The sequence below is a fragment of the Clostridium sp. YIM B02555 genome, from assembly GCF_022320955.1.
GTDB lineage: Bacteria > Bacillota > Clostridia > Clostridiales > Clostridiaceae > Clostridium > Clostridium saccharoperbutylacetonicum.
This window is the reverse complement of record NZ_JAKJJY010000001.1, coordinates 661,508-683,582: the sequence shown is the minus strand read 5'-3', so window position 1 is coordinate 683,582 and position 22,075 is coordinate 661,508. Positions and strand designations below refer to the sequence as shown.

Sequence of the window (22,075 nt, the reverse complement as noted above, 5' to 3'; positions counted from 1 at the left end):
TTTTTATTTAATATTGCTGTCTTTTCTTTTTGTTAATATAAACATCATTAAAATTAACATAGCCGTTAATACTCCATTTATTATAAAACTTACATTTGAATCTAATTTTTCATCTATAATGCCAGTATAGAAATTCCCTATTGGCGTGGTTCCCATATTAATTGCACTTTCCACATCATCTCCTATAATTTCTGACGCACAAGATGTAGTTACAAAAATCACTTTAGGATTAAATCTTCTGTAAGCTTCATCGATTGTTGTTTTTAGCTTTTCAATACCACCATATACTGTGTCTTTTTCTAACAAATTTGTAGTTAGTGCTTGAATATTAGTAGATTTAATTCCTCTTGATTCTAATCTTCCTCTATTCTCCGAATTAAAATTTGCAAAATCTCCAGCACAACCTATAGTCCATGGCTGACAACTGCTACATCTCTAATTCGCGCTACTTGATTAAAAGCCCTTTGAGCTGAATAATCTCCTCATTGATAAAAAAAACCGTCTTTACATTTTAAAACACCTGTATTAGATTTTTTATTTAAATCACTTGCACTGCCATTATATGAAAGTAAAGATTTCAGTCTGTTCTCACGTATTTCTACTTCAGGACTTTTTAAATTAATTGCCATTTTATTACCTCCATTCAAAATAATTTATAATATGAGTTTATATTAATACTTCGATTTATCTCCTATTTAAACAACATTCCCTCAAAGCGTATTAAAATTAATTTTTTAGAAAATCTAAAGCAAATGCTGAAATAATATTTGTTCCAACCTCTAAACTTTCTTCATCGGCAATAAAATTAGGATTGTGATTAGGATAAATAGCACCAATTTTTTCATTTCTTATACCTAATTTAAAATATATAGAAGGAACTTCTTTTGCGTAATATGCAAAATCATCAGATCCTAATGAATATCTATCTGTCCATATTACATTTTCTTTACCTATGATATTTGAAGCTGATACAGCAAATTTATCAGTGATTTCTTTATCATTTACTACTGCAAAAACGCTTAATCCACCTTCTACATCAGCTTCTGCCTCTGATGCACTGGCAATTCCTCCTGCTGTTCTTTTTATTCGATTATAAATATTTTCTACTTGTTCTGAACTAGCAGAACGTATTGTTCCAGTTATGATTGCTTCTTCTGGTATGATGTTTGATTTCTGCCCAGCCTGGAAAGTGGTAACTGATAATACTGATGGAATAAGTGGATCCACTTCTCTACTTATAATTGATTGAAGTGCTTCTACAACTCTGCATCCAATTAATACAGGATCAATAGTCTCATATGGCGCTGAACCGTGGCCGCCTTTTCCTTTTATGGTTATTTTGAAACTTCCTACTGCTGATTCAATCACTCCACTTTTTAAACTTATTTGTCCAACAGATATCTTAGGAAATACATGTACTCCAACAAAAGCATCAACTTTAGGATTTTCTAGTGCTCCCCATTTATATACTGCATCATATCCCCCCTTACCATCTTCTTCAGCAGGCTGAAAAACAAATTTCACATTACCAATAATCTGTTCTTTAAAATGTTTAAGCACATAAGCTGATCCAAGTACAGTTGCAACATGAAGATCATGACCGCAAGCGTGCATTACATTTTTTATAACTGATTTGAACTCCAGCTCTGTTTCTTCTTGTATAGGAAGGGCATCTATATCTGCTCTTATTCCTAATGTTTTTCCTTCTTTATTCCCTCGTATTATTGCTACAACTCCTGTACTATCTCCAAGCTTAGAAAATTCAATATCATTTTCATGTAAAAATTGTTTTATTATTTCTGACGTATGATATTCCTCATTTGATAATTCAGGATATTTGTGAAGCTCTCTTCTAATTTCTACAACTTTTTGATATACCTCTTTAGATAACTCTTTTAATCTTTGATACATATATTCTTCCCCCTCTTACTACCTTTTCGATTTAGATTCATGAAAATAAATAATAAAGGCCAGATACATCTCTTTTCTAAGATGTACTGGCCTCCAGTATTTCTGGTCAACATTTCGCGTTATATTCATTTATTTTAGCTATCATATTAAAAATGAAAAACAATATCATTCTAATTCGATATGTTTTGTAGTATTTTTATTTATTATAATGCCATAGCTATGCATTGTCAAGTTAACATAACTATACAATAGTACATATTTTTTCTTTTCTATAACTACTTAGACGCATTCAAAAAGAAAATGGTATCCTCTAGTAGATGGAGTATTGAATGACTTAAAGGAAATCCAATTAACATATTTGCCCAAGTTCAATTTAGAAGATTATCTTATTAGCAAATAATCTAATCCTCTCATATTCATCTAAATTTTTCTATTAATTTTTATTTAGAATGTTATCCATAGCCAGTTCCGCAAGCTCTATGTGCTATATAGTAAACAAAACAGACTAAGTATTTTAACTTTTCAGTAAAACACTTAGTCTTCAGTTATCCATTCAGCAAATTATCTATAATAATTTTTTCAATATTTAATTAAATCTTGTAAGAACAACAGAATAAATATCCTCTAAAAGCTTAAGCCCTCCTGCATATCCTACATATGAACTATTTATAACCAATCTTTCATTTATTGGCCATGAAATAGACAAGTAATGAGCATCTGTTTGTTTTGCCACTTTCTTTTCCCAAGAACTACCTAATATTAATGGATAACCATGATAATCTGTATTTCTTATTTCATCATGAATTTTATATCCATCAACAGAAAATTCTACTTCCGCTTCTATATCATAATTTAATTCTTTAAAATAACCTTCTATAGGTTTCCTATATTTTTCTGGAGCATCATCAATAATATATTGTTTAGCTGGAAACAAACCTAAATCATTAACTAAAAATTTTGTTAATGCAAGAGAATATTGAGAATCCGAAACTACAACAAAACGCTTTGCCATTACACGAGTTTCTAGGAATACATCTGCAAATCTTTCTATATAGTAATAGTATTCTTTTTCCTGCTTCTCTATAATTTCCTCTACTTTTTTCTTATCAATTTCAGCAAAGTCTCCAACTGCTCTTAGAAATTTACTTGTCTCTGCTGCACCTATTGGTAGTACAGGATAATGGAGATACGGAGTTCCAAATTTACTTTCAAGTTTTTTGACATTATTTAATCCAAGCCATGGTGAAACTAAAAGGTTAAATTCAGCTTGAGGAACCTTTTTTAAATTTTTAATTCCTCTATCATGTCCAAAAATAGTATTTGATATTAAACCTAATTGTTCTATAAGTTTTTCTAATTCTCTCAAATTTCCTAACCAAAATGGATCGTGCAAAGGAATTCCTGCCCAAATATTAACAAGTCCTTTTATCTTTTCATCACTTGGTTCTAAATATTCATCTATAATAGCATCAATTACCCATTCATGCCCCAAATAATTATTTCCTTTAAATCCAGGTGTAGATGAGAAAATTACTGGCTTTCCTTTTTCCCTAAAGGAACGTGCAATTTCTTCTGCATCATCACCAATAACTTCTGATGTACAGCTTGTTAATACTACATAAAGTTCTGCATCTATTACCTTTAGAGAGTTTTCTACTATTTCCCTTAATTTTTTTTCTCCACCGAAAACTACTTCTTTTTCACTTATATTTGTACACGGAAAGATATTGTGTGAAAAATGTCCTGAATTTCCTGCACCTCCTCCAAGTTTAGCACCACACCCTGGACCAGCATGCAATATTGGTATTGCACCTTCTATTGACTGTATAGTCTGCATTGCTGCCAAAGCGCATTTATATCTTGGTTGATCTAATATTTTAGCCATTTTTATTTTGCCTCCTCTAATAAGAACGTTGAATTTTCTTGTTTGTACCACCATTCTGTATAAGGAAGTTTAACTCTAGCTGCTAAATTTTTTTCAAAACTTCTGTTCTTAATTGTATCTAAAACTGTATAAGCAAAATCAAGAGTACCCTTATATCCAAAAATCATATATTCATCATTTACACATAACGCTGCTGCCCCCTGCTTAATCGCCCAAACTGTAGTACCTGGGTGACGCGAAAAATATATATCTGGTTTATAATGGTTTATTATATTTAAAATTTCAAAATTTTGTTGGTCTGCTACACTAACTTTAAAATTAGATGGGGAATTCTCACTTAAATATTTAAGCGGTGCTGGCATCTCATCATTATCATGAAGTTTATCATGATGCCATGAAGCAGCCCATACAACTTCCATTCCTAATTCTTGAAGAACACGAGATACTTCATATGTGTATCCTGGTCCCATTCCAAGTACAGCTTTTAATCCCTTTAGTTCTTTTTTAACTTCCTCTATTTTAGGAAGATAAATTTCCCTTTCCCTTTCAATATAAGCCTCTACTTCCTTTTCTTTATGGATGGCAGTTCCTATTCCTCTAAGCCAAGTTTCAAAACCGGCTACTCCTAATGGATTAATTGTTTTTACAAATGGAACTCCATATTGCTGTTCTAGTCCATTTCCTAAATATGAACCTAACACTCCACATATACTTACTGTTGCAAGTGCTTCTGAAAGATGTGATAATTCTTCTACAGTAGAATTTTGATAGAAAAATACCGGTTCAACTCCAAAGTTACTAAATATATCAATAATTTGCTTTCTTTCACTCTCATAGAAATTCTTAAAATTAATTTTATTAGTTTTCTGTTTTGGTGGTTTTACTATACTATTTAAAACAGCATGGTCTGATGCATCAAATCCTGTTGCCCATATTCTTGATCTAAAACCTTCACAATGAACTGCAGCAACTGGAATATCTTCAGGAAGTTCCTTTTTAACTTCTTCAACTACGCTGTCAACATCTTCACCAATAATTCCAGATACACAGGATGTACCTATGAATATAGCTTTTGGTTTGTATCTATTGTAAGTTTCCAATATTATTTCTTTAAGGCTTCCAGTAGCTCCAAATACTGTGTCATTTTCATCCATATCTGTCCCTAAAAATACAGTATTATTTGAAACACCTCTTTTGGTTGCCAGCTGATTATTATTTACATTAATACCTGATGCAACTGCTGTACATCCTGATGGTGCATGATTTATTATTGCGACATCTCTTATTCCTGATAATTGTCCGAGTGCACACATTGCGTTACACGAACTTGATTGACTAAAACATCTCTCCTTATTTTTTAACGTTCCACATTGAGATTGATTAACTATATCATGTAAATCACCGTTATATCCTGTGATAGAGCCTAAACGGCTCTCTCTTGTCCCAACTGCAGATATTTTTAAATCTATAGCCACTTTTAATTCCCCCATATCTTAAATTATTAATATTTATTTTATAAAACTACTTATAAGTTAATTAGCTGTTCTCTAGGTGATTGCGTATAATCAGCTAGCTTTATAGCTTTTGCCTTAACAACATAAATTGCTGACTCTTGAAATTCTCCATTTGCTACCTTATCTTTTATTACAGGATAACGCACACTTATTGCTTCAATAGCTTTATCTAATTCATCTTTTTCAGTTACTTTCGATGCATCTCCAATTATTGAGACACTTTTAAAGCTTTCATAAGCTTGTCCTTCCTGTTCAAAATAAAAAGTTACTATTGGATTTGAATTTATATGCTTCACTTTGCCAGCTTCTTTTCCTGTTAAAAAATATATATTTGCTCCTTCATTTGAAAAGGCTCCAATAGTTCTAATAAAAGGCACTTTATTTTCATCTACTGTTATTAATAACCCTAATTTTGATTCTTCTACATACTTTATTGATTTTTCAATTGCTTCACTCATATTTATCCCTCTTTCAAAATTATTATTTTTAAATCTATAAATTAATTATTGTTATATAAATCTTCTAAAAAAGTTAAAGATCCTCTATATCCTGCATAGCCCTTATTAAGAATAAGTGCTTCTGTTGATGGATTAGATACTGTTACTGTAAAAATATCAAGTTCGATTCCTATTTCTTTTTCAAAACTACTTCCTAAAATTAAAGTTGCCTCATCTTGAGCCTCTCGTATAATCTCACTAATTTTCCATTTATCATTTTCAAAAATTATTTGAGGTTTTCGTGCATATTCTAAATTATTTAATTCATTTTCTATTTCTTCTCTATTTTCTTTTGGCACATCATCTGTAATTATTGAAATTAAAGGAATTTGTCCATAGTCATTTACCAAGAATCTATTTAACCCTAATACCACATTTGAATCACCCACAATTATAAATCGATATGTTTTTAGCATTACATTAATATACTCATAGTAACTATAAACATAATCCTCTTCTTCTTTTATCACACTTAAAACTAGTTCTTCATCTATTGAAATATGTTTAGCTAATCTCTTTATAAAATCTGATGTAGCTGTCGGACCAATTGGAAGCCCTTCATATCTAAAAGTATCTATATCGAATTCATTTTTATAAATATCTGATAACTCTTTTAAAAGCCAAGGAGAAAATACTATATTTAAACTAGCTTTTGAAGAAGCTTTTATATTTTCTATACCTTGATTTTCAGTAAAAAATGTATTTACTTTTAATCCAAGTTTTTTTAATATTCTTGTAATTTCTTCAATATTCCCTTTCCAGGTTATATCTTGCGTTGGCACTATTCCAAAAATATTTACTGTTTTTGCTTCTTTTTCAGAACTTTTTTCTACAAATTGCTTTATAAGTTCAGTTAAGGAAACTTCATATCCAAAATAAGAATCTCCTTTAAAGCCAGATGTTTCAATATAAGCTATTGGAATATCTTTCTTTTTAAATTCTTCTACCAAATTTTCTACATCATCACCTATAATCCCTGAAGTACAACCTGTAAGAACTGCGTATAGATCTCCATCCATTACTTCTAAGGTTCCTTCTATTGTTTCTCTTAATCTATTAATGCCCCCAAAAACAACTTCTTTCTCAAACATATTAGAGCTTGGACACCCAGTTCCCCCACCAACATATCCTGATTTTACACCTATTGAAGCTTGAAGCCCACAACCTGGTCCTGCATGAAGAATAGGTATTGTTTTACCTAATGCTGAAAAAACACCAATAGCACCATTTAACGCACATAAAGATCTTGGATTCTCCACGTAATTTTGCATTAGTTTACACCCCCTCCTTTAAATACTTAAATGCATTTTCTTCATACCAAGTTTCTTTATAAGGAAGTTTTTTATGTTTTGCAAGCTTAATATTAAAGCCTGGATTTTCAATTGAATTTTGAATTTTTCTTCCTAAATAAATTAAACCATTATAACCAAAAGTTGGTCTCTTAGCTTCAAGGATGTGTGTTGATGGAATTCCAAGTTTTGATACCCAGTTAGACATTCCCAGGAAAAAGTCAGGTTTTAATTTATTAACAAGATTAACCTGCTCAAAAGGCTGCATATTAGCTATATCAATAATAAAATCCCCTCCATGAATTTTTTCTAATTCATCAAAGCTTTCAATAAAAGCTTCCTCATAGGTAGGTGTTTGTATACCAACAAGCTTCATCCCAAAATCTTCTATTAGACTTGCCGCTGCAATCCCTCTTCCTGTTCCTGCACATATAAATACTTTTTTTCCTTCAGTAAGCTTTCTAATTTCAGTAATTTCTGGAACAACTTTTTTATGCTGCTCTTCTATATATTTTAGAGCTATGTCTTCTTTCCCAACTAATTTTGCTACTGATAAAAACCAGTCATCAGTGCTTCTTATACCTATTGGCATGCCAGTTACAGAATAAGGAATATCATATTCATTCTTTAAATATTCCATAAATTCATCTGCAAATACTTGGCATATAGCTACTGAATATTCAGCTTTAACTATTTTTCTAAGTTTTTCAACACTTGAATAAAAAGGAATATAATTTACATGTAGTCCTAATACATGTAATAATTTTTCTATTTCAAGTTGATCCTTATATCCTATAGATGTAGTTGCAAAAACATTAATTAACCCTTTTTCTTTTTCTGGTTTATCATCCTTCAATACATATTTAATTATTGAATTAAATACTGTATCAAAGCCTGTTGCAGGAACTTTTGATTTAAATCCTTCGCAATGTATTGGAACTACAATAGCATCTATTTCATTTTGTAAATTTGCTGCTACTGAATCAATATCATCACCAATTATTCCTGATGCACATGAAGCAAATATGAATATTATATTGGGATTATACCTTGAATTTAAATCGAGAACTGCTTTAGTTAGCTTTTCTTCACCTCCAAAAACAATATCTTTTTCATCTAAACTAGTGACAATATATCTAGCGTTTCTAATTTTCTGAATACCCCGATGATATTGTCCCACTTTAAATCCATCATTCATAAATGATACACACCCTACACAACCATTTGGAGAATGAACCACAAATGCCGCATCTTCCATAGACAACAGTGCTTGAATACTATTAATTTCTTGGCATTGAGTAGTTTGCGCAAAACTTCTTTCTGCATTTTTTAAACACCTCTTCTTAAAACTTCCAGAAAGATTATGACTGCACCCACCTCCTCCAGTAAGCGCATATTTTCTTTCTTCTCTGTTTCTTTCAATTATCCTAGTCATTTTAATCACTCCTAAAATTATTGCATATACATCCTAACGTACCACTTTAAATACGCTAAATTGTGTAATTCCACTCTGGAAGTATTCTCTTTAAAAATTGTTTAGTTCGTTCTTCTTTAGGATTAGTAAATATATCATTTGGCGAACCTTCCTCAACTATTACTCCTCCATCCATAAAAATAACCCTGCTAGCTATATCAGATGCAAAAGACATCTCATGAGTAACTACAATCATAGTAATTCCTTCTTTTGCTACATTTTTCATTACAGAAAGTACTTCACCTACAAGTTCTGGATCTAATGCTGAGGTTGGTTCATCAAATAAAATCACTTCTGGATTAAGTGCAACAGCACGTGCTATTCCAACTCTCTGCTGTTGCCCACCTGAAAGTTGAGATGGATAAAAATTATATTTATCATTTAAACCAACCTTATCTAAGGTCTTCTTGCTTATTTCTTCTGCTTCCTTTTTTGGTATTTTCCTTGCAGTAACTAATCCTTCCATTACATTTTCAAGGGCTGTTTTATTGCTAAAGAGGTTATAGCATTGAAAAACCATTGCTGTTTGCCTTCTGATTTCTAAGATTTCTTTTTTATTTGCACTTTTAAAATTAACAATTTTCCTTCCTACTACCAGCTGCCCGTCATCTGCTTTTTCAAGAAAATTTATACACCTTAATAAAGTAGTTTTCCCTGATCCACTTGGACCTAATATTACTACTACTTCCCCTTTATTAACTTTAATATCAACACCCTTTAAGACTTCATTTTTCCCAAACTTCTTATGAATCCCCTTTATTTCAATCAAAATTTCATCCCCGCTCTCTTTAACTAGTCATATTTTTCAAAAGCAGCCACTACTCTATTACTACTAACTGTCTTTTTTTCTATTCCAGGATCATTATGCTCTCTGTAAAATGCACTATATGAACATATGAATGCAGCAATTATTAATATCAAAGTCAATAAATAAGTTTTTAAGAATTCTATTATATTTATTTTTTTCATAAACATTCACCTATTGTAAAACCTCTCAAATATTTTTCTATAATAAATGAAGCTTTTTCTATACATACACATAATGTCCAATATACAATTGCTGCTGCTATATATGCCTCTAAAAACTTATAGTTTGCAGTCGCCGTTATTAAAGCCCCATTCATTATATCCACTATAGCTACTAAATAAGCTATAGAGGACCCTTTAATCAGCCCTATAAAATTACTACATAAGGATGGAATTATTACTGGTAATGCTTGTGGAATTATAATCCTTCTTAAAGTTTGACTTCTTGTGAGACCAACAGAGTAAGCTGCCTCAAATTGTCCTGTGCCTACTGAGATTAAACCTGCCCTTATTGTTTCTGAGATATTTGCAATAGCAGAAATTGATATTGCTACAATTGCTATATAAATACTATTTATATCCTTAGATTGAAAGTTCCAACTAAATTTAGCTGAAAAAATATCAACCAATTTGGGCACTTCAAAATAAACTATATATAATATTAATACAAGAGGAATTCCTCTTATAATAACAACGAAAATCTGCACTAACTTACTCAAAACTTTAACCTCATATATTCTAATTACTGCAATTAACGTTCCTATAATGCTTCCTATAATAAGAGGTATAGCAGCAAGCACCAAAGTAATAGGTATATATTTTATTGCTTCCTTTAAAGCTGTAATCATAAAACTTATATCAAAACTCATATTTCCACCTGCCAAACTATATTTTTTGAATATACAGTTTTTTCTCTAAACCAGAAAAAAGCTGCTCTAGTAAAATGGATAATATAAAGAAAATAATTGCTGCTGAAACATATCCTTCTAAAGAACGATAGGTATTAGCTGCTATAGCATTAACCTTTCCCATTACATCTATTATTCCAAGTGTAAAAGCCAACGATGTATCTTGAAGAAGTCCTACTAATGTAATTCCAAGAGTTGGCAATATGATAATAACTGATTGAGGTGCAATTATTCTTGTAAAAGCCTGCAATTTTGTCATTCCAACTGAATATGCCGCTTCAACTTGTCCTATTGGAATATTTACTATTGCTGCTCTTATCATTTCTGCTTTAAAGGCAGCTGCATTAAGACCATAAGTAATTATAACGAAATATAATTTATCCCATCTATTTATGTTTATTCCTATTTTCATTAATAGCATTGGCAATCCATAATATACTATAAACATCTGCACAAGTATTGGTGTTCCACGCATAAACGATATATAAATAATAGAAATTTGATTTAGCACAGGTACGTTATATACTCGAAATAAGGCTAATATAATCCCAAAAATTAATCCAATAGCAGTTGCACTTAGTACAATCAATAATGTAATGTGAAGGCGAGATAATAATTGAGGCAAATATTGAAATATTAGATTAATATTAAAGTAATTTCCCATTTTATCTCTCCTTTTTCTCTATTCATTAGCTGTATAGTCTCCGCCCAAAATTTTGATTGATATTTTTGCCAAAGTTCCATCAGCTTTTAATTCTTTTAACGCTTTATCAAACTCACCTTGCAATTTTGTATCCTCTTTTCTAAATACATAGTAAGTATTTGAGGTAGCTATAGGATCACCAATAGTTTTTAGCTTTTCTCCATAGGTTTGGTTGTAAGAATCTACTATCCTTTTAATTGATACGAATGCATCTATTCTTCCATCTTCAATATTTTTTATAGTAGTAGCTGCATCAAGTCCTGATGTATAAACAAGATTTATAGCATTGTTATGTTCTTTGTTATATTGTTCTAACATATATGCATCATTACTTCCTGCACTTGTTTGTACTTTTTTACCTTCTAAATCTTTAATTGACTTTATATCTGTTCTATCTTTTCCAACAGTAATTCTTAAAATAAAATTTGTATAACTTTCAGTACCAAATAAATATTTAGATTCACGCTCTGGATTTTTTTCAAATTGATGTGCTCCTACATCTACCTTATTTGATTCTAAGCTTAGTAATATATTTTTAAATTCAAGTTGATTGAATTCAAATTTATATTGTGGAAGCTTCTTGTTTATTTCCTTTAACACTTCAATTTCATATCCTGCAAGATTGCCACTGTCATCTAAATAGCAATATGGTTTAAACGCATTTCCTGTCCCTATTACTATTGTTTTAGGCTCTGCTCCAGATTGGTCAGTTCCTTTCTGGTTAGCATTGCTCCCACATCCAATTAATACCGTGGTTAATACTAATATTCCTACAATTGCCTTAATAAATTTTAATTTTTTCATTTTATGCCCTCTCCTTTTATGCATATTCCCATATAAATACTCGGTTTTTATATAATAAAAAAAAGATCAAACTATCCCCTATAAATTTTAGAAGTTAATTTTGATCTCCAGTTTACTGGTCAACCTATCCAAAACACTCAATCCAAGTATTTCAATATGTTTTATATGAATTATATTTTCTTAATATTATAACATCCAAATAAATTTGTCAATAAGAAATTGTAACGAATAAATCTTTTTTATCTATATGTATAAAGAAAATGAAAGTTATGAATATAAAATATACCAATCCCTAAAAGCGCCATTAATCCAAAATATATTATAGAAAAAATAATTTTAGTACTCATACTTGTATTGTAATAATCAGCATCAGGCTTTTTCCATTGCTTATATGCTTGAACACATCCCAAAATTAAGAATAATATTATCATTGGATTAAAAAATTTAAAGGATATATATAGCAACATTGGTATACCTATAAGCCATATTTTAGGTGAAATAGCTATAACAATACGGCCTCCATCTAATGGATGAACAGGAATTAAATTAAATAAATTAATCATAAAACCAGTATAAGCAAGTGCAAGAAATAAATTGTTACCTGAAATCATGTAAATTCCTACGCACATCAAAGCTGCTAAGCTTCCTAAAATAGGGCCTCCAGCTGCTGTCTTTGCTTCTGCCACTGCATCAGTAGGTTGATCTTTCATGCTTATAAATGCTCCAAAGAATGGAATAAAAACTGGTCCTGAAACATCCATATTTAAGTTCCTTGCTACAAAATAATGCCCCATTTCATGGGCAAGTATAAGTAATACAAAACCTAACCCATAAGCCCAGCCATACATCTGAGCATATATAACAATCATAAAAAGCATAGATATTAAAGTCGATGCAAATTTTCCAAACTTAAGTGCTATTAGCAAAAACTTAAGTTTTGCTAATATAAAAAATACAACAAATTTAAATTTTACTAACACCGCACCAATAACTGCTAATACTCCAAGAATTCCTTTCTTTTTCTTCACATTATCGACTAAAGATTTAGAAACATCTGGATTTTCAATATATTTTATATCTAAACTTTCATCCTTTTTTTCATTTATGTTATTGTTATTCTCCATACTCAACTTCTCTCTCTTCAAAAAATATATTTATGTAAATAATTTAATCTTATTACAATTATAGCACATTTCAAATTAGTCTAATCTTAAAATATAATTAAAACAATTAATAGAAGCTTAATTCAAAAACATTTCTTCATTTGTCTAATTCTTTAATTATTTCCCTATTTATTTTCCATACATTATCAGCAAAATTGCTCATTAATACAATGCACATATTCTTTTCTATATCAAAGGAGGAATAAAAGCTAACTCCTGGATCACTTCCTTGAAAATATGGAATAAAAGTATTGCTTTCTCCCTTTTTTAACCAAATTCCATAACCATAACACTGTTCTTTTACTTGAGGTTCTATCATTTTAGATACCATCTTTTTAGATATTATTTTTCCATTCAATAAATTTTTCCAAAAAGCCTCTATATCTAGAGCTGTCGTAAATACTCCTCCAGCACCTGTCCCCTTAACATCTACACTATAAATATTAGTATAAAATTCTTTTTTCTCCTTATCATAAATATATGAATTTGCACATTTTGCTGGAAGTCTATCAAGTTCGTAATACCCAGTATTCAGCATATTGCATGGTTTAAATATAGCGTCTTCTAAATATTTATCAAAATGACATACTAAGATTTTCTCAATAATAAGTCCCAAAACCACATATCCTGTATTATTATATTGAAATTTTTTGCCTTTAGGATACATCATAGGTTTATTTATAAATAACGGTACAATATCTGATGATGTTCTAATTTTATAGTTAGGGTAGTCCTTCCATAATTCCTCATACTCTTCCATAACAGTCTCATCGAAATAATCTGGAATTCCAGAAGTATGGTTTAATAATTGGTGAATTGTAATTTGAGGATCTATTGACTGCAAGTCCATATACAAAATGTCACCAATACAATCATCAAAAGACAACCTTCCTTCTTCTATTAATTTCAAAATTCCAGTAGCTAAAAATGCTTTTCCACCTGAAGCCGCAGCAAATTTTGTTCCAATTTCATTTGGTATAGAATTATATAAATCAGCATATCCAAAAGCTTTTTCAAAAATTGTATGTTCTGCTTCCTTCACAAATACTACTCCAGAAAAATCCTTATCTATTAACGTCTCTATACTCACTCTTATTTCCCCTTTTTCTTATTTTTATAATTCTTTATTGAACAGTAATCGCTATTGCTTAGTGTCTTCAATATTATTAGCTATGTATACCATATTATCTGTCCATTCACCAAATTCATAAATAAATCCTTTTCTAATACATTCAAGTTTCATTCCTGCATTTTCAGCTATTCTTTGTGAAGCAAGATTATCTAAATTTATTTGCGCTTCCACTCTATGAAATCCAAGTTCTTTAAAAGCTATATCAATTCCTGCTTTTATCATCTCACTTCCATAAGCATTTCCCCAATATTGATTTAAAAGCCAATACCCAATTTCTGACCACTGAAAATTTTTTCTCAGGATAGCCTTTATTATTATTCCTCCAATGTATTTTCCATCTGACTTTTTAAATACTTTAAAAATATACGCATTATCGTTAGTTGAATATTTTCTAGAAGCCTTTAAATGCTTTTCAAACACCTCTTCTGTATAATTATTTGCAAACTCTATCTCTTCCTCATCGTATTTATTTTTTTGTGGCCCTTGCTCATTTAAACTTTCCTTAACAATTATAAAATCATCTTTTCTCATTGGTCTTATTATAAGCCTATCAGTTTTTCTAATAATATTTTCATAATCTATCACTAACACTGACATAATAATATTTCTCCTCATCATCTTCTCGATAAAATTTAAATCCACATTTCTTAATTACTTTTTCTGATTGGCTATTATTTATAAAATGTGAACACATAACAACTTGAATTCCTTCTTCAAATAGATAGTTAAGAACTAATTTAATTGCTTCCGGCATTAACCCTTGTCCCCAATACTCTTCTCCTAAAACAAAACCTATCTCTTTTGCATATTTAAACTTTTCCTCTTCTACTTTCCATGTAGCTTCACATAGTTCGAACCAGCCAATAGCTCTACTTATTTCTTTTAATTCAATAGCCCAAAAAACTAATTGATTTAATTCCTTTAATTTCATTTCCCATTTTGAATCATCTGACACAGCAATAAATTTTTCCAATGTATTTAAACTTTCTACTTTATTAGTTTTAAGTCTAAATCCAGCTAAATCAGAAACTTTTTTATTGGATGAAATTTCATGATAATCCTCTAAATCAGAAATTCTCCAATTTCTTAATATTAATCGATCACTTTCTAGACTTCTCATTATACCTGTTCCCCCTTCTTATGTATTTATAATACAAATATTAGTATTATTATACATTTACATCACTTCATCATCTATACCAATTTTATTTATAATAATTTTATACATATAAAAAAGACCTTGAAATACTCAAGGCCATTTTAGTTATTTTTTATATAAAATTTTACGTACCGTATCATATGCCAATCTATATTTGCAGGAGATTTCCTCTAGACTACATCCATTTTTATATAGCTGCTTAATTTCCTTATTTCTATTTTCAAAATAATTCCTAGAACCATTTTTTTCTCCCCATCTTATACGATCATTATCACTTGGTATATATAAGACTTCACCTTTTATATGCTTTTGAATTTCGATTAGCAAATCTTTTGGTAATACTTCTGCTGCATTTAAGTATTTCATAAACTTCCACTCCCTGTTTATTATTTTATAAACAAAGTGCAGAGCTCAGCAGATAGTAAATCTATTGTCCCATACAGAAATAGTATTACTACACCTTACTCTGCATGGGATAAATCCGTATCTATACTATTTCTTAATATAATTCTTATTAACATTCAATCTTCACCTTTCAATATCATTAATTATATTACAATATACTAATTTAAATTACTTTGCTTTTTCCAGCCACAATTAAAAATTATTATATATTTTTGTTAGAATATTAATTAATACCTCCTGTTCACTCTTTGAAATATCCTTATACACCCTTTCTATCAATTTATCTGATATTTCTTTAAAATCTCCTTTTAAGTTCTCACCTTTTTCTGTTAATGTAATATAAACAATTCTACTATCTGCTATATCTCGTGTTCTTTCAATATAACCTAAATTTAATAGTTTATTTACTAATGCAGTTACTGTAGATTTGTCCTTATTAATTTTTTTGGCAAGATCTTTCATTGTAAGGCTTGAATACTCAAAAAGAGCACTTAATATATCTCCATGAGAAGGAGCTAGTCCTTCCATTTCCTTCGTACTCATTTCTTGTACAATAAACCTATTAGCTTTTTCTCTAACTACTGCAATTAATGAAATTATATCTCTCGTACTCATGCTTTTATACTAATTTTCTATAAAACAATTGTCAAGACTATTATATAAATCACTTTCAATATACTTCATATTATACTTTTACGTTTGATCTTCCACCATAATAATTCATCAGTTTCTTTGTATTTATTGGCACCTGCTTTTTCCAATACCTTATGTGAAGGTATATTGTTTTTTTCTGTGTCTGCAATTATATATTTTACTTTTTGGTTTTCAAAAATCCATTTAATTAATCTTTCAACTGCTTCTGTAGCATATCCATTTTTCCTATACTTTTCATCAATGCCATAACCAATAATTACTTCTCCTGCTTCATTAGGATATCCTTTAATCATTATAAAACCAATTATTTCATTCAAATCTTTATTTATTATAGCCCAGTTTGTAGTCCATAAGAAATTCTCCACATCCTCTAATACTTTCCTCAATCGTACTTTCATAGCATATTCCAATTCCTCATCAAGAAAAATATTAGTAACCCTCAACCCTAAATCTCTTTGCATTTTCCCATAATCCTCTATTGCCAATTGAAGCAATCTTGGTTCTAATGGAACTAAACTCAATCTCTTTGTTTCTAATTTGTAGTTAATTAACTTTTTCAATTCTTCAACTTCATTCTCACTACTTAATTTATAATTCATTTTTCACTATGCCTCCATAAAATAAAAATTTGGGCATAAAAATACCCTGAAATAGTTCACAACCTACTCCAAGGTAAATCAATGTATTAGTAATAGTAACTTATCTATTTATTGCAAATAATATATTTCTATTACTAATAAATAACATACTAGGAGTGGTTATACATGTTAATTCTATTATATTAATCATTGGCAATCACTCCCTTCAATATTTTCAAGTATATCACAATCAACAAATATTTACCAATTTATATTTATTAGGAATTTATCAAAATATCCATAAAATTCTTCCTTGTTCGCCAAATGGACATTATGATCTGGATGTGACATTTCAAAAGCAATGCAATTCGAAAGTATAGATTGCATTTTTCTAAATGCTTCATCAGATACTCCTTCATGACTACTAGATCTAACCAACATTGTTAGACACTTTATCTCTGGCAATATATTAAACCAGTGATTTTTATGTGCATGGATTAAAGCTATTGCCTTAGGACTAAATTTCATTTCATACCCTTCTTGAGTTTCCACTAAACTTTTCATAAAATATTCATATTCCAAATCTGACTCTGAAACTTGCTTAATAAAGAGCTTTGCTTCATTTAAAGTCATAAATGGCATAGGCCAATCTTTTGTCAAAGGATCTCTAAGCTCTTCATCTAATGATAGTTTATTTGTTTCTTCAGCAGATTTATCAAGTATTGCTACAGCTTTCAAATATTTAGGGTACAATGCTGCTAAATGAGCTGCCATGCAGCCTCCCATAGAATGACCAACTACAATTACTGAATCTATCTTTAAATAATCCAGCAATTCAATTATATCTGTAGCCATTTCTTCAGAAGTATATCCAGATTCAGGTTTGCTGCTTAAGCCATGACCTCTCTGATCTGGAGCTATAATTCTATATTCCTTTCCATAATGATTAATAAATCCATCCCAGGTTTCTCCTCTTCCATACATTCCATGAAGGCAAACTATAACTGGAGCTTCAATTTTAGTATCTAAATAAAACATTTCTATATTGCTTAACTTAACAGTATTTCTATATATTTTTACTCTTTCCATTTTACAACCTCTTCTCATATATAGTATTAATTATTGATTACAAAATAGTTTTATGTCAAACTATCAGTTTATAATAATACTTAATTTGTTAAAGAATTTTAAAATCCTTATTTTATTAATTGTCTTTGTGCACTTCGACAATATGTAGCATTACTTAAATACAATTCTTTATCTAAAAATTATATTTACTTATTATTATCTACAACTTAAATTATAGTTTTATATCAAACTATTGTCAAATAATTCTTTTTTATTATTTTTCACTTTTTTAATTAGCAAATTTATTTCAAAATCCAGCCTAATACATTTCATAAGTATAAAGCTGACTTCTATAACAATAATTTTATCATTACTCACTTTTCTAATAAAACTTAATTTCTTTCTAGTAGCCCTAATACTGTAGATTTATTATGTATTACTATACTGCCATCCACTTTTGATGATACCTCACCAATAGATAATACACCTTCTACAGTGCAATTCATTCTGTTTTGAATATTTGCCAATTCAATCAAAAAATTTTCTTCTAAAAACATTGCTCTTGAAATGCAATCAAATAATATAGGTCTATATTTTTTAGGTGCCTCTTTACTGCATTTTTCAGCTATAATTAATGATGCTTCTAATAGAGTTTTAACATTACCACTAAGAATACACAAATTACTATCCATAGGTATATCTGCAACACATACTATATTTAAATCATCATTAACAGTTATAGGATCCCTAACTATTACATCCATGCTTATACCATTCATTATCCCAAATGGATATTCCTTAGCATAAGTAAAGAAATCAGACTTATATATTGTTAATCCTGTTTCATCTTCTAAAATTTCTTTATATTTTTCGAACGCATTAAATCCATCTAATTCTAAAAGAACGTTTGAATTTGAAGCTGTTACTCTGAACGGTCCCTTAATTATGCGCCATCCATGTTCAACTGCTATCTGTGCTTTCGCTTTCACCACACATACATATAAGGAATCTTTTGTTACTCCATCATTATCAAAAATACATGGTTTATGGTTTAAATTATAAAATCCAGCTCCTCCACCAATATATTTAATGCTATTTCCTAATTTACTATATAATGTATCAGTTAATGCTTTGTAACTACTTGAAAGACCATCTGCAATTACAATAGCAACATATTCTTCATCCTCATCTAAGTTCTCAACAAATCTCATTAAATTGGGTAAAATCATAGAACAATAAATAGGTTCAACTTTTTGGACAATATATCCTTTTGATAAACTTCTATCACCAACTAGTAAGCGTGAATAAATCCCACCAAAAAATAAAATATTCTTCGAATTCAAGAAATTAATCATTTCATTAACTTCTTTCTCACATCCATCCCCCACAAAAATCATTAACCGTTCATTACCCTCTATGGACAACTCATCAACATAGTACTTTAAATCATTTAATGTGCTTAAATACATATCCTGACCCCCTTATAAATACCATATTCATTTACCTCATACAATAATAATAGCACTACAAACTTTTAGTGTAAACTTTTACTATAAAAAGTATTTGTTCTAATTAATTTAACATGCTATCATAATTTATTATATTAATTGTATTTTAAAAGGAGTCACTATGAAAAATATTAAACATTATCTTCTTATCTCATTCATTTTGGTATTATTATCTTTTATGATGTTTTTCCTTCATTATCTAGTATTTGGTCAATTAGAAAATACTATTTATTATTCTCTAATGAGTCTATGTTTTATTCCTATAAATACTCTTGCTGTAACACTTGTATTCGACAAACTTGTAGAAAGACAAGCAAAGCGTGAACGTCTAAGCAAATTAAATATGTTAGTAGGATTATTTTTCAGTGAAATTGGCTTTGGCTTATTAAAATTAATAGTTGCTGCAGATAGCAAAATCTACTCATTAAACTTAGACTTTTCTGACTTAAAAACTTCTGATATTAAACTTAGAAATTATGAACATAATCTTAATTTTGATAATATTAATTATTCAGAACTCAAAAAACTCATCTTAGAAAGTAAGAATATTATATCTAGTCTTATAAGTAACGAAAGCGTCTTAGAGCATGAAACCTTTGCAGATTTACTGATGGCTTTGATGCATTTACGTGATGAAATTATATTTGTTAAGCATAAAGAATATTTAACTGAAGAGGACCGTGTTCATATGGAAGGAGACCTAATTAGAGTATATAAAGCTTTAACCATCCAATGGATAGGCTTTCTATCTCACTTAAAGCAGTATTATCCTTATCAATATAGTGGTGCAATTAAATTCAACCCATTCACTCTTAATTAAATCCAAAGATTTATTTATATATATTGTTTATAATAAATATTATACAGTTAGAATAGAATTTGTTACAACGTCTTTAGTAGCGACCAATTACTTTATAACAAATTAGAATAATAACAATAAATTAACTGTATGTAATGCTCAAATATTTAAGCTACTCGTATAATATTTATTTTAATGATTTAAATATCTAGGATTTTTAATTATTCACATGAGTTTTACATATTATATTATGATAAACAAAGGAAATAATAAATAGGAGTATGGTACCAATAAGAATATTAGTAAATAAAAATTTCCAACTTATTGACGCAGTTATTACAAAAATAGGATCAGCTCCAGCAGGTGGATGAGTAGTACCGGTAAAAATCATCATAAAAATGGCAAGTCCAACGGCGATAGAAATTACTATATAAGAATTACCAAATAAATTAAGCATTATTAGTCCTACGAGTGAACTTATGAAATGTCCTAAAATTAAATTTTTAGGTTTTGCAAGTGGACTTTCAGGCAATCCAAATAATATGACACAACTAGCACCAAAAGGAGCTATTAAAATGGGGTTTTTTAAAATAAAACCAAGTAGTGAAATGATAAAAATTGCTAACAAGCCACCTAAGCCGGCTGTTAATGCTTTTTTTAGTAGATTAGTATTCATAATTATCGTCTCCTTTACATTTAAGTAAGACTATGTTAGCATACATTTATATAATTTAAAATCAAATAATATAGATATATATTATCTGAATATGAGATAATAGGAGGAAAATATGAATCAACATATAGATTGTAGATTATTAAATACTTTTATAGCCGTATGTGAAGAAGGAAGTATAAATAAAGCTAGCATTAGATTAGGATATGTTCAATCAACAGTATCTTCACAAGTAATAAATCTAGAAAATAGTATCGGAAAAAAATTATTTGAGAGAGAGAAAAAAGGAGTAGTATTAACCATTGCAGGGAAGGAAGTATTGGAATATGCGTATAGGTTTATCGATTTAGAAAAAGATTTAAGAGAGTCTATTGATTATTTAGATAGTATAAATGGAGTAGTTAAAATTGCAGCATTAGAAAGTTTTCTATCAACGACTATTCCAAATGTTATACATAAGTTTAATATGGAATATAGGGATATAACCTTTTTGCTTATGTCTGGTTTCATTAAAGATATGACACAAAGTCTTTTTAAGAGAGAAATAGATTTTGCGATATTTCCAACAAATCCGGAAAATAATATGTTAGATTTTGAATTTTTATATACGGAAGAATTGGTATTTATAGGGCAAGATAGATTTGTTGAAGATTTTGAAAAAAATAAGTTTAATAAAAAGAATGTTAGATTTATTAGTTTTGGAACAGAATGTATATATAGTGAAATAGCCAAAAAATACTTACGAAAATATAAATATAGTGAAAGTAGAGGAATGAATTCATTTAGTGTTGAAGGAATAAAACGAATGGTTGAATGTGGCATCGGGATATCTTTAATTCCAAAAAGATATATTACAAATGAGCCGAAAAATAAAAAAATTAAAATTTTACCAGATATGCCGGTATTAAAAATTGATGTAGGGATAGTAAAATTAAAAAATTATGAACTAAGTAAATCAGCAAAGCTATTTAAGAATTTCCTTGTTGAAAACATTAATACGATGTTGGAGTCAGTATAAATAAACTATAAAACCATATAAGTGAGAAAAGAACCTATTAAAGTCTTATGAGACAAATTGTAAAGAACTAAATAAAAAATGTTCTTTGAAAATTGAATAATACGATGTAAAAAAATAAGATGACTT

25 protein-coding genes are annotated in these 22,075 nt (G+C 29.4%); 2 read left to right on the top strand and 23 right to left on the bottom strand.

What is annotated here, in order from left to right; translation table 11 throughout:
• Positions 1-3: 3 nt before the first annotated feature.
• The 22 genes from L3B98_RS03090 to L3B98_RS02985 all read right to left on the bottom strand — a co-directional run bounded on the left by L3B98_RS03090 (position 4) and on the right by L3B98_RS02985 (position 19,420).
• Entirely contained in the window at positions 4-408 is a 405-nt protein-coding gene (locus L3B98_RS03090; protein WP_238915644.1) for a nitrogenase component 1, read from the bottom strand.
• Positions 409-482: 74 nt separating this feature from the next.
• On the bottom strand, positions 483-629 hold the full coding sequence (locus L3B98_RS03085) for a hypothetical protein (RefSeq protein WP_238915556.1): 147 nt from the start codon (positions 627-629) through the stop codon (positions 483-485).
• 97 nt (positions 630-726) lie between these two features.
• Complete coding sequence (locus tag L3B98_RS03080) at positions 727-1,911, bottom strand: M20 family metallopeptidase (RefSeq protein ID WP_238915555.1); 1,185 nt, start codon at positions 1,909-1,911, stop codon at positions 727-729.
• 586 nt (positions 1,912-2,497) lie between these two features.
• On the bottom strand, positions 2,498-3,796 hold the full coding sequence (locus tag L3B98_RS03075) for a nitrogenase component 1 (RefSeq protein ID WP_238915554.1): 1,299 nt from the start codon (positions 3,794-3,796) through the stop codon (positions 2,498-2,500).
• 2 nt (positions 3,797-3,798) lie between these two features.
• Entirely contained in the window at positions 3,799-5,271 is a 1,473-nt protein-coding gene (locus L3B98_RS03070) for a nitrogenase component 1 (protein WP_238915553.1), read from the bottom strand.
• A 50-nt stretch (positions 5,272-5,321) separates the two neighbouring features.
• Complete coding sequence (locus L3B98_RS03065; RefSeq protein ID WP_238915552.1) at positions 5,322-5,768, bottom strand: pyridoxamine 5'-phosphate oxidase family protein; 447 nt, start codon at positions 5,766-5,768, stop codon at positions 5,322-5,324.
• Positions 5,769-5,809: 41 nt separating this feature from the next.
• Positions 5,810-7,078 (bottom strand): nitrogenase component 1, encoded by a 1,269-nt coding sequence (locus tag L3B98_RS03060; protein ID WP_238915551.1) that lies wholly within the window; start codon positions 7,076-7,078, stop codon positions 5,810-5,812.
• A 4-nt stretch (positions 7,079-7,082) separates the two neighbouring features.
• A complete protein-coding gene (locus L3B98_RS03055; protein ID WP_238915550.1) occupies positions 7,083-8,531 on the bottom strand; it encodes a nitrogenase component 1 in 1,449 nt (482 codons plus the stop codon).
• 55 nt (positions 8,532-8,586) lie between these two features.
• Positions 8,587-9,339, bottom strand: a complete 753-nt coding sequence (locus L3B98_RS03050; RefSeq protein ID WP_238915549.1) for an amino acid ABC transporter ATP-binding protein — start codon at positions 9,337-9,339, stop codon at positions 8,587-8,589.
• 23 nt (positions 9,340-9,362) lie between these two features.
• The gene (locus L3B98_RS03045) at positions 9,363-9,539 is read right to left on the bottom strand and encodes a hypothetical protein (RefSeq protein WP_238915548.1); all 177 of its coding nucleotides are present in this window, start codon (positions 9,537-9,539) and stop codon (positions 9,363-9,365) included.
• Positions 9,536-10,246: an amino acid ABC transporter permease gene (locus L3B98_RS03040; protein ID WP_238915547.1), complete on the bottom strand. Its 711-nt coding sequence runs from the start codon at positions 10,244-10,246 to the stop codon at positions 9,536-9,538. Before L3B98_RS03040 ends, L3B98_RS03045 begins: the two co-directional genes overlap by 4 nt.
• Before the next feature lie 16 nt (positions 10,247-10,262).
• On the bottom strand, positions 10,263-10,949 hold the full coding sequence (locus tag L3B98_RS03035; RefSeq protein WP_238915546.1) for an amino acid ABC transporter permease: 687 nt from the start codon (positions 10,947-10,949) through the stop codon (positions 10,263-10,265).
• An 18-nt stretch (positions 10,950-10,967) separates the two neighbouring features.
• Complete coding sequence (locus L3B98_RS03030; RefSeq protein ID WP_238915545.1) at positions 10,968-11,792, bottom strand: transporter substrate-binding domain-containing protein; 825 nt, start codon at positions 11,790-11,792, stop codon at positions 10,968-10,970.
• Between the two features lie 239 nt (positions 11,793-12,031).
• On the bottom strand, positions 12,032-12,916 hold the full coding sequence (locus L3B98_RS03025; RefSeq protein WP_238915544.1) for a site-2 protease family protein: 885 nt from the start codon (positions 12,914-12,916) through the stop codon (positions 12,032-12,034).
• A gap of 136 nt (positions 12,917-13,052) precedes the next feature.
• Positions 13,053-14,045: a serine hydrolase domain-containing protein gene (locus tag L3B98_RS03020; protein WP_238915543.1), complete on the bottom strand. Its 993-nt coding sequence runs from the start codon at positions 14,043-14,045 to the stop codon at positions 13,053-13,055.
• A 51-nt stretch (positions 14,046-14,096) separates the two neighbouring features.
• Complete coding sequence (locus L3B98_RS03015; protein WP_238915542.1) at positions 14,097-14,684, bottom strand: GNAT family N-acetyltransferase; 588 nt, start codon at positions 14,682-14,684, stop codon at positions 14,097-14,099.
• The gene (locus L3B98_RS03010) at positions 14,659-15,207 is read right to left on the bottom strand and encodes a GNAT family N-acetyltransferase (protein WP_238915541.1); all 549 of its coding nucleotides are present in this window, start codon (positions 15,205-15,207) and stop codon (positions 14,659-14,661) included. The genes L3B98_RS03015 and L3B98_RS03010 overlap by 26 nt, the downstream gene beginning before the upstream one ends.
• Positions 15,208-15,351: 144 nt before the next feature.
• Positions 15,352-15,612 (bottom strand): CD3324 family protein, encoded by a 261-nt coding sequence (locus tag L3B98_RS03005; RefSeq protein ID WP_077361201.1) that lies wholly within the window; start codon positions 15,610-15,612, stop codon positions 15,352-15,354.
• Between the two features lie 231 nt (positions 15,613-15,843).
• Positions 15,844-16,266: a MarR family transcriptional regulator gene (locus L3B98_RS03000; protein WP_015391473.1), complete on the bottom strand. Its 423-nt coding sequence runs from the start codon at positions 16,264-16,266 to the stop codon at positions 15,844-15,846.
• Positions 16,267-16,331: 65 nt separating this feature from the next.
• A complete protein-coding gene (locus tag L3B98_RS02995) occupies positions 16,332-16,904 on the bottom strand; it encodes a GNAT family N-acetyltransferase (RefSeq protein WP_238915540.1) in 573 nt (190 codons plus the stop codon).
• Between the two features lie 240 nt (positions 16,905-17,144).
• Positions 17,145-17,972: an alpha/beta hydrolase gene (locus L3B98_RS02990; protein WP_238915539.1), complete on the bottom strand. Its 828-nt coding sequence runs from the start codon at positions 17,970-17,972 to the stop codon at positions 17,145-17,147.
• Positions 17,973-18,343: 371 nt separating this feature from the next.
• Positions 18,344-19,420, bottom strand: a complete 1,077-nt coding sequence (locus L3B98_RS02985; RefSeq protein WP_238915538.1) for an FIST N-terminal domain-containing protein — start codon at positions 19,418-19,420, stop codon at positions 18,344-18,346.
• Positions 19,421-19,580: 160 nt separating this feature from the next.
• On the opposite strand from L3B98_RS02985, the gene L3B98_RS02980 reads away from it, so the two are divergent.
• On the top strand, positions 19,581-20,279 hold the full coding sequence (locus tag L3B98_RS02980; RefSeq protein WP_238915537.1) for a hypothetical protein: 699 nt from the start codon (positions 19,581-19,583) through the stop codon (positions 20,277-20,279).
• A 196-nt stretch (positions 20,280-20,475) separates the two neighbouring features.
• Here L3B98_RS02980 and L3B98_RS02975 read toward each other — a convergent pair whose 3' ends face one another.
• Positions 20,476-20,934, bottom strand: coding sequence for an HPP family protein (locus L3B98_RS02975; protein WP_238915536.1), 459 nt, complete (start codon positions 20,932-20,934; stop codon positions 20,476-20,478).
• Positions 20,935-21,046: 112 nt separating this feature from the next.
• On the opposite strand from L3B98_RS02975, the gene L3B98_RS02970 reads away from it, so the two are divergent.
• Positions 21,047-21,949 (top strand): LysR family transcriptional regulator, encoded by a 903-nt coding sequence (locus tag L3B98_RS02970; RefSeq protein WP_238915535.1) that lies wholly within the window; start codon positions 21,047-21,049, stop codon positions 21,947-21,949.
• The last annotated feature ends 126 nt before the right edge of the window (positions 21,950-22,075 follow it).

Coding starts and splice junctions, on each gene's coding strand:
- L3B98_RS02985 (WP_238915538.1), bottom strand. CDS start 19,420: ATGTATTTAAGCACATTAAATGATTTAAAGTACTATGTTGATGAGTTG.
- L3B98_RS02975 (WP_238915536.1), bottom strand. CDS start 20,934: ATGAATACTAATCTACTAAAAAAAGCATTAACAGCCGGCTTAGGTGGC.
- L3B98_RS03040 (WP_238915547.1), bottom strand. CDS start 10,246: ATGAGTTTTGATATAAGTTTTATGATTACAGCTTTAAAGGAAGCAATA.
- L3B98_RS03025 (WP_238915544.1), bottom strand. CDS start 12,916: ATGGAGAATAACAATAACATAAATGAAAAAAAGGATGAAAGTTTAGAT.
- L3B98_RS03005 (WP_077361201.1), bottom strand. CDS start 15,612: ATGAAATACTTAAATGCAGCAGAAGTATTACCAAAAGATTTGCTAATC.
- L3B98_RS02995 (WP_238915540.1), bottom strand. CDS start 16,904: ATGAATTATAAATTAAGTAGTGAGAATGAAGTTGAAGAATTGAAAAAG.
- L3B98_RS03080 (WP_238915555.1), bottom strand. CDS start 1,911: ATGTATCAAAGATTAAAAGAGTTATCTAAAGAGGTATATCAAAAAGTT.
- L3B98_RS03065 (WP_238915552.1), bottom strand. CDS start 5,768: ATGAGTGAAGCAATTGAAAAATCAATAAAGTATGTAGAAGAATCAAAA.
- L3B98_RS03055 (WP_238915550.1), bottom strand. CDS start 8,531: ATGACTAGGATAATTGAAAGAAACAGAGAAGAAAGAAAATATGCGCTT.
- L3B98_RS03045 (WP_238915548.1), bottom strand. CDS start 9,539: ATGAAAAAAATAAATATAATAGAATTCTTAAAAACTTATTTATTGACT.
- L3B98_RS02970 (WP_238915535.1), top strand. CDS start 21,047: ATGAATCAACATATAGATTGTAGATTATTAAATACTTTTATAGCCGTA.
- L3B98_RS03010 (WP_238915541.1), bottom strand. CDS start 15,207: ATGAGAAGTCTAGAAAGTGATCGATTAATATTAAGAAATTGGAGAATT.
- L3B98_RS03035 (WP_238915546.1), bottom strand. CDS start 10,949: ATGGGAAATTACTTTAATATTAATCTAATATTTCAATATTTGCCTCAA.
- L3B98_RS03060 (WP_238915551.1), bottom strand. CDS start 7,078: ATGCAAAATTACGTGGAGAATCCAAGATCTTTATGTGCGTTAAATGGT.
- L3B98_RS02980 (WP_238915537.1), top strand. CDS start 19,581: ATGAAAAATATTAAACATTATCTTCTTATCTCATTCATTTTGGTATTA.
- L3B98_RS03030 (WP_238915545.1), bottom strand. CDS start 11,792: ATGAAAAAATTAAAATTTATTAAGGCAATTGTAGGAATATTAGTATTA.
- L3B98_RS02990 (WP_238915539.1), bottom strand. CDS start 17,972: ATGGAAAGAGTAAAAATATATAGAAATACTGTTAAGTTAAGCAATATA.
- L3B98_RS03015 (WP_238915542.1), bottom strand. CDS start 14,684: ATGTCAGTGTTAGTGATAGATTATGAAAATATTATTAGAAAAACTGAT.
- L3B98_RS03075 (WP_238915554.1), bottom strand. CDS start 3,796: ATGGCTAAAATATTAGATCAACCAAGATATAAATGCGCTTTGGCAGCA.
- L3B98_RS03000 (WP_015391473.1), bottom strand. CDS start 16,266: ATGAGTACGAGAGATATAATTTCATTAATTGCAGTAGTTAGAGAAAAA.
- L3B98_RS03085 (WP_238915556.1), bottom strand. CDS start 629: ATGGCAATTAATTTAAAAAGTCCTGAAGTAGAAATACGTGAGAACAGA.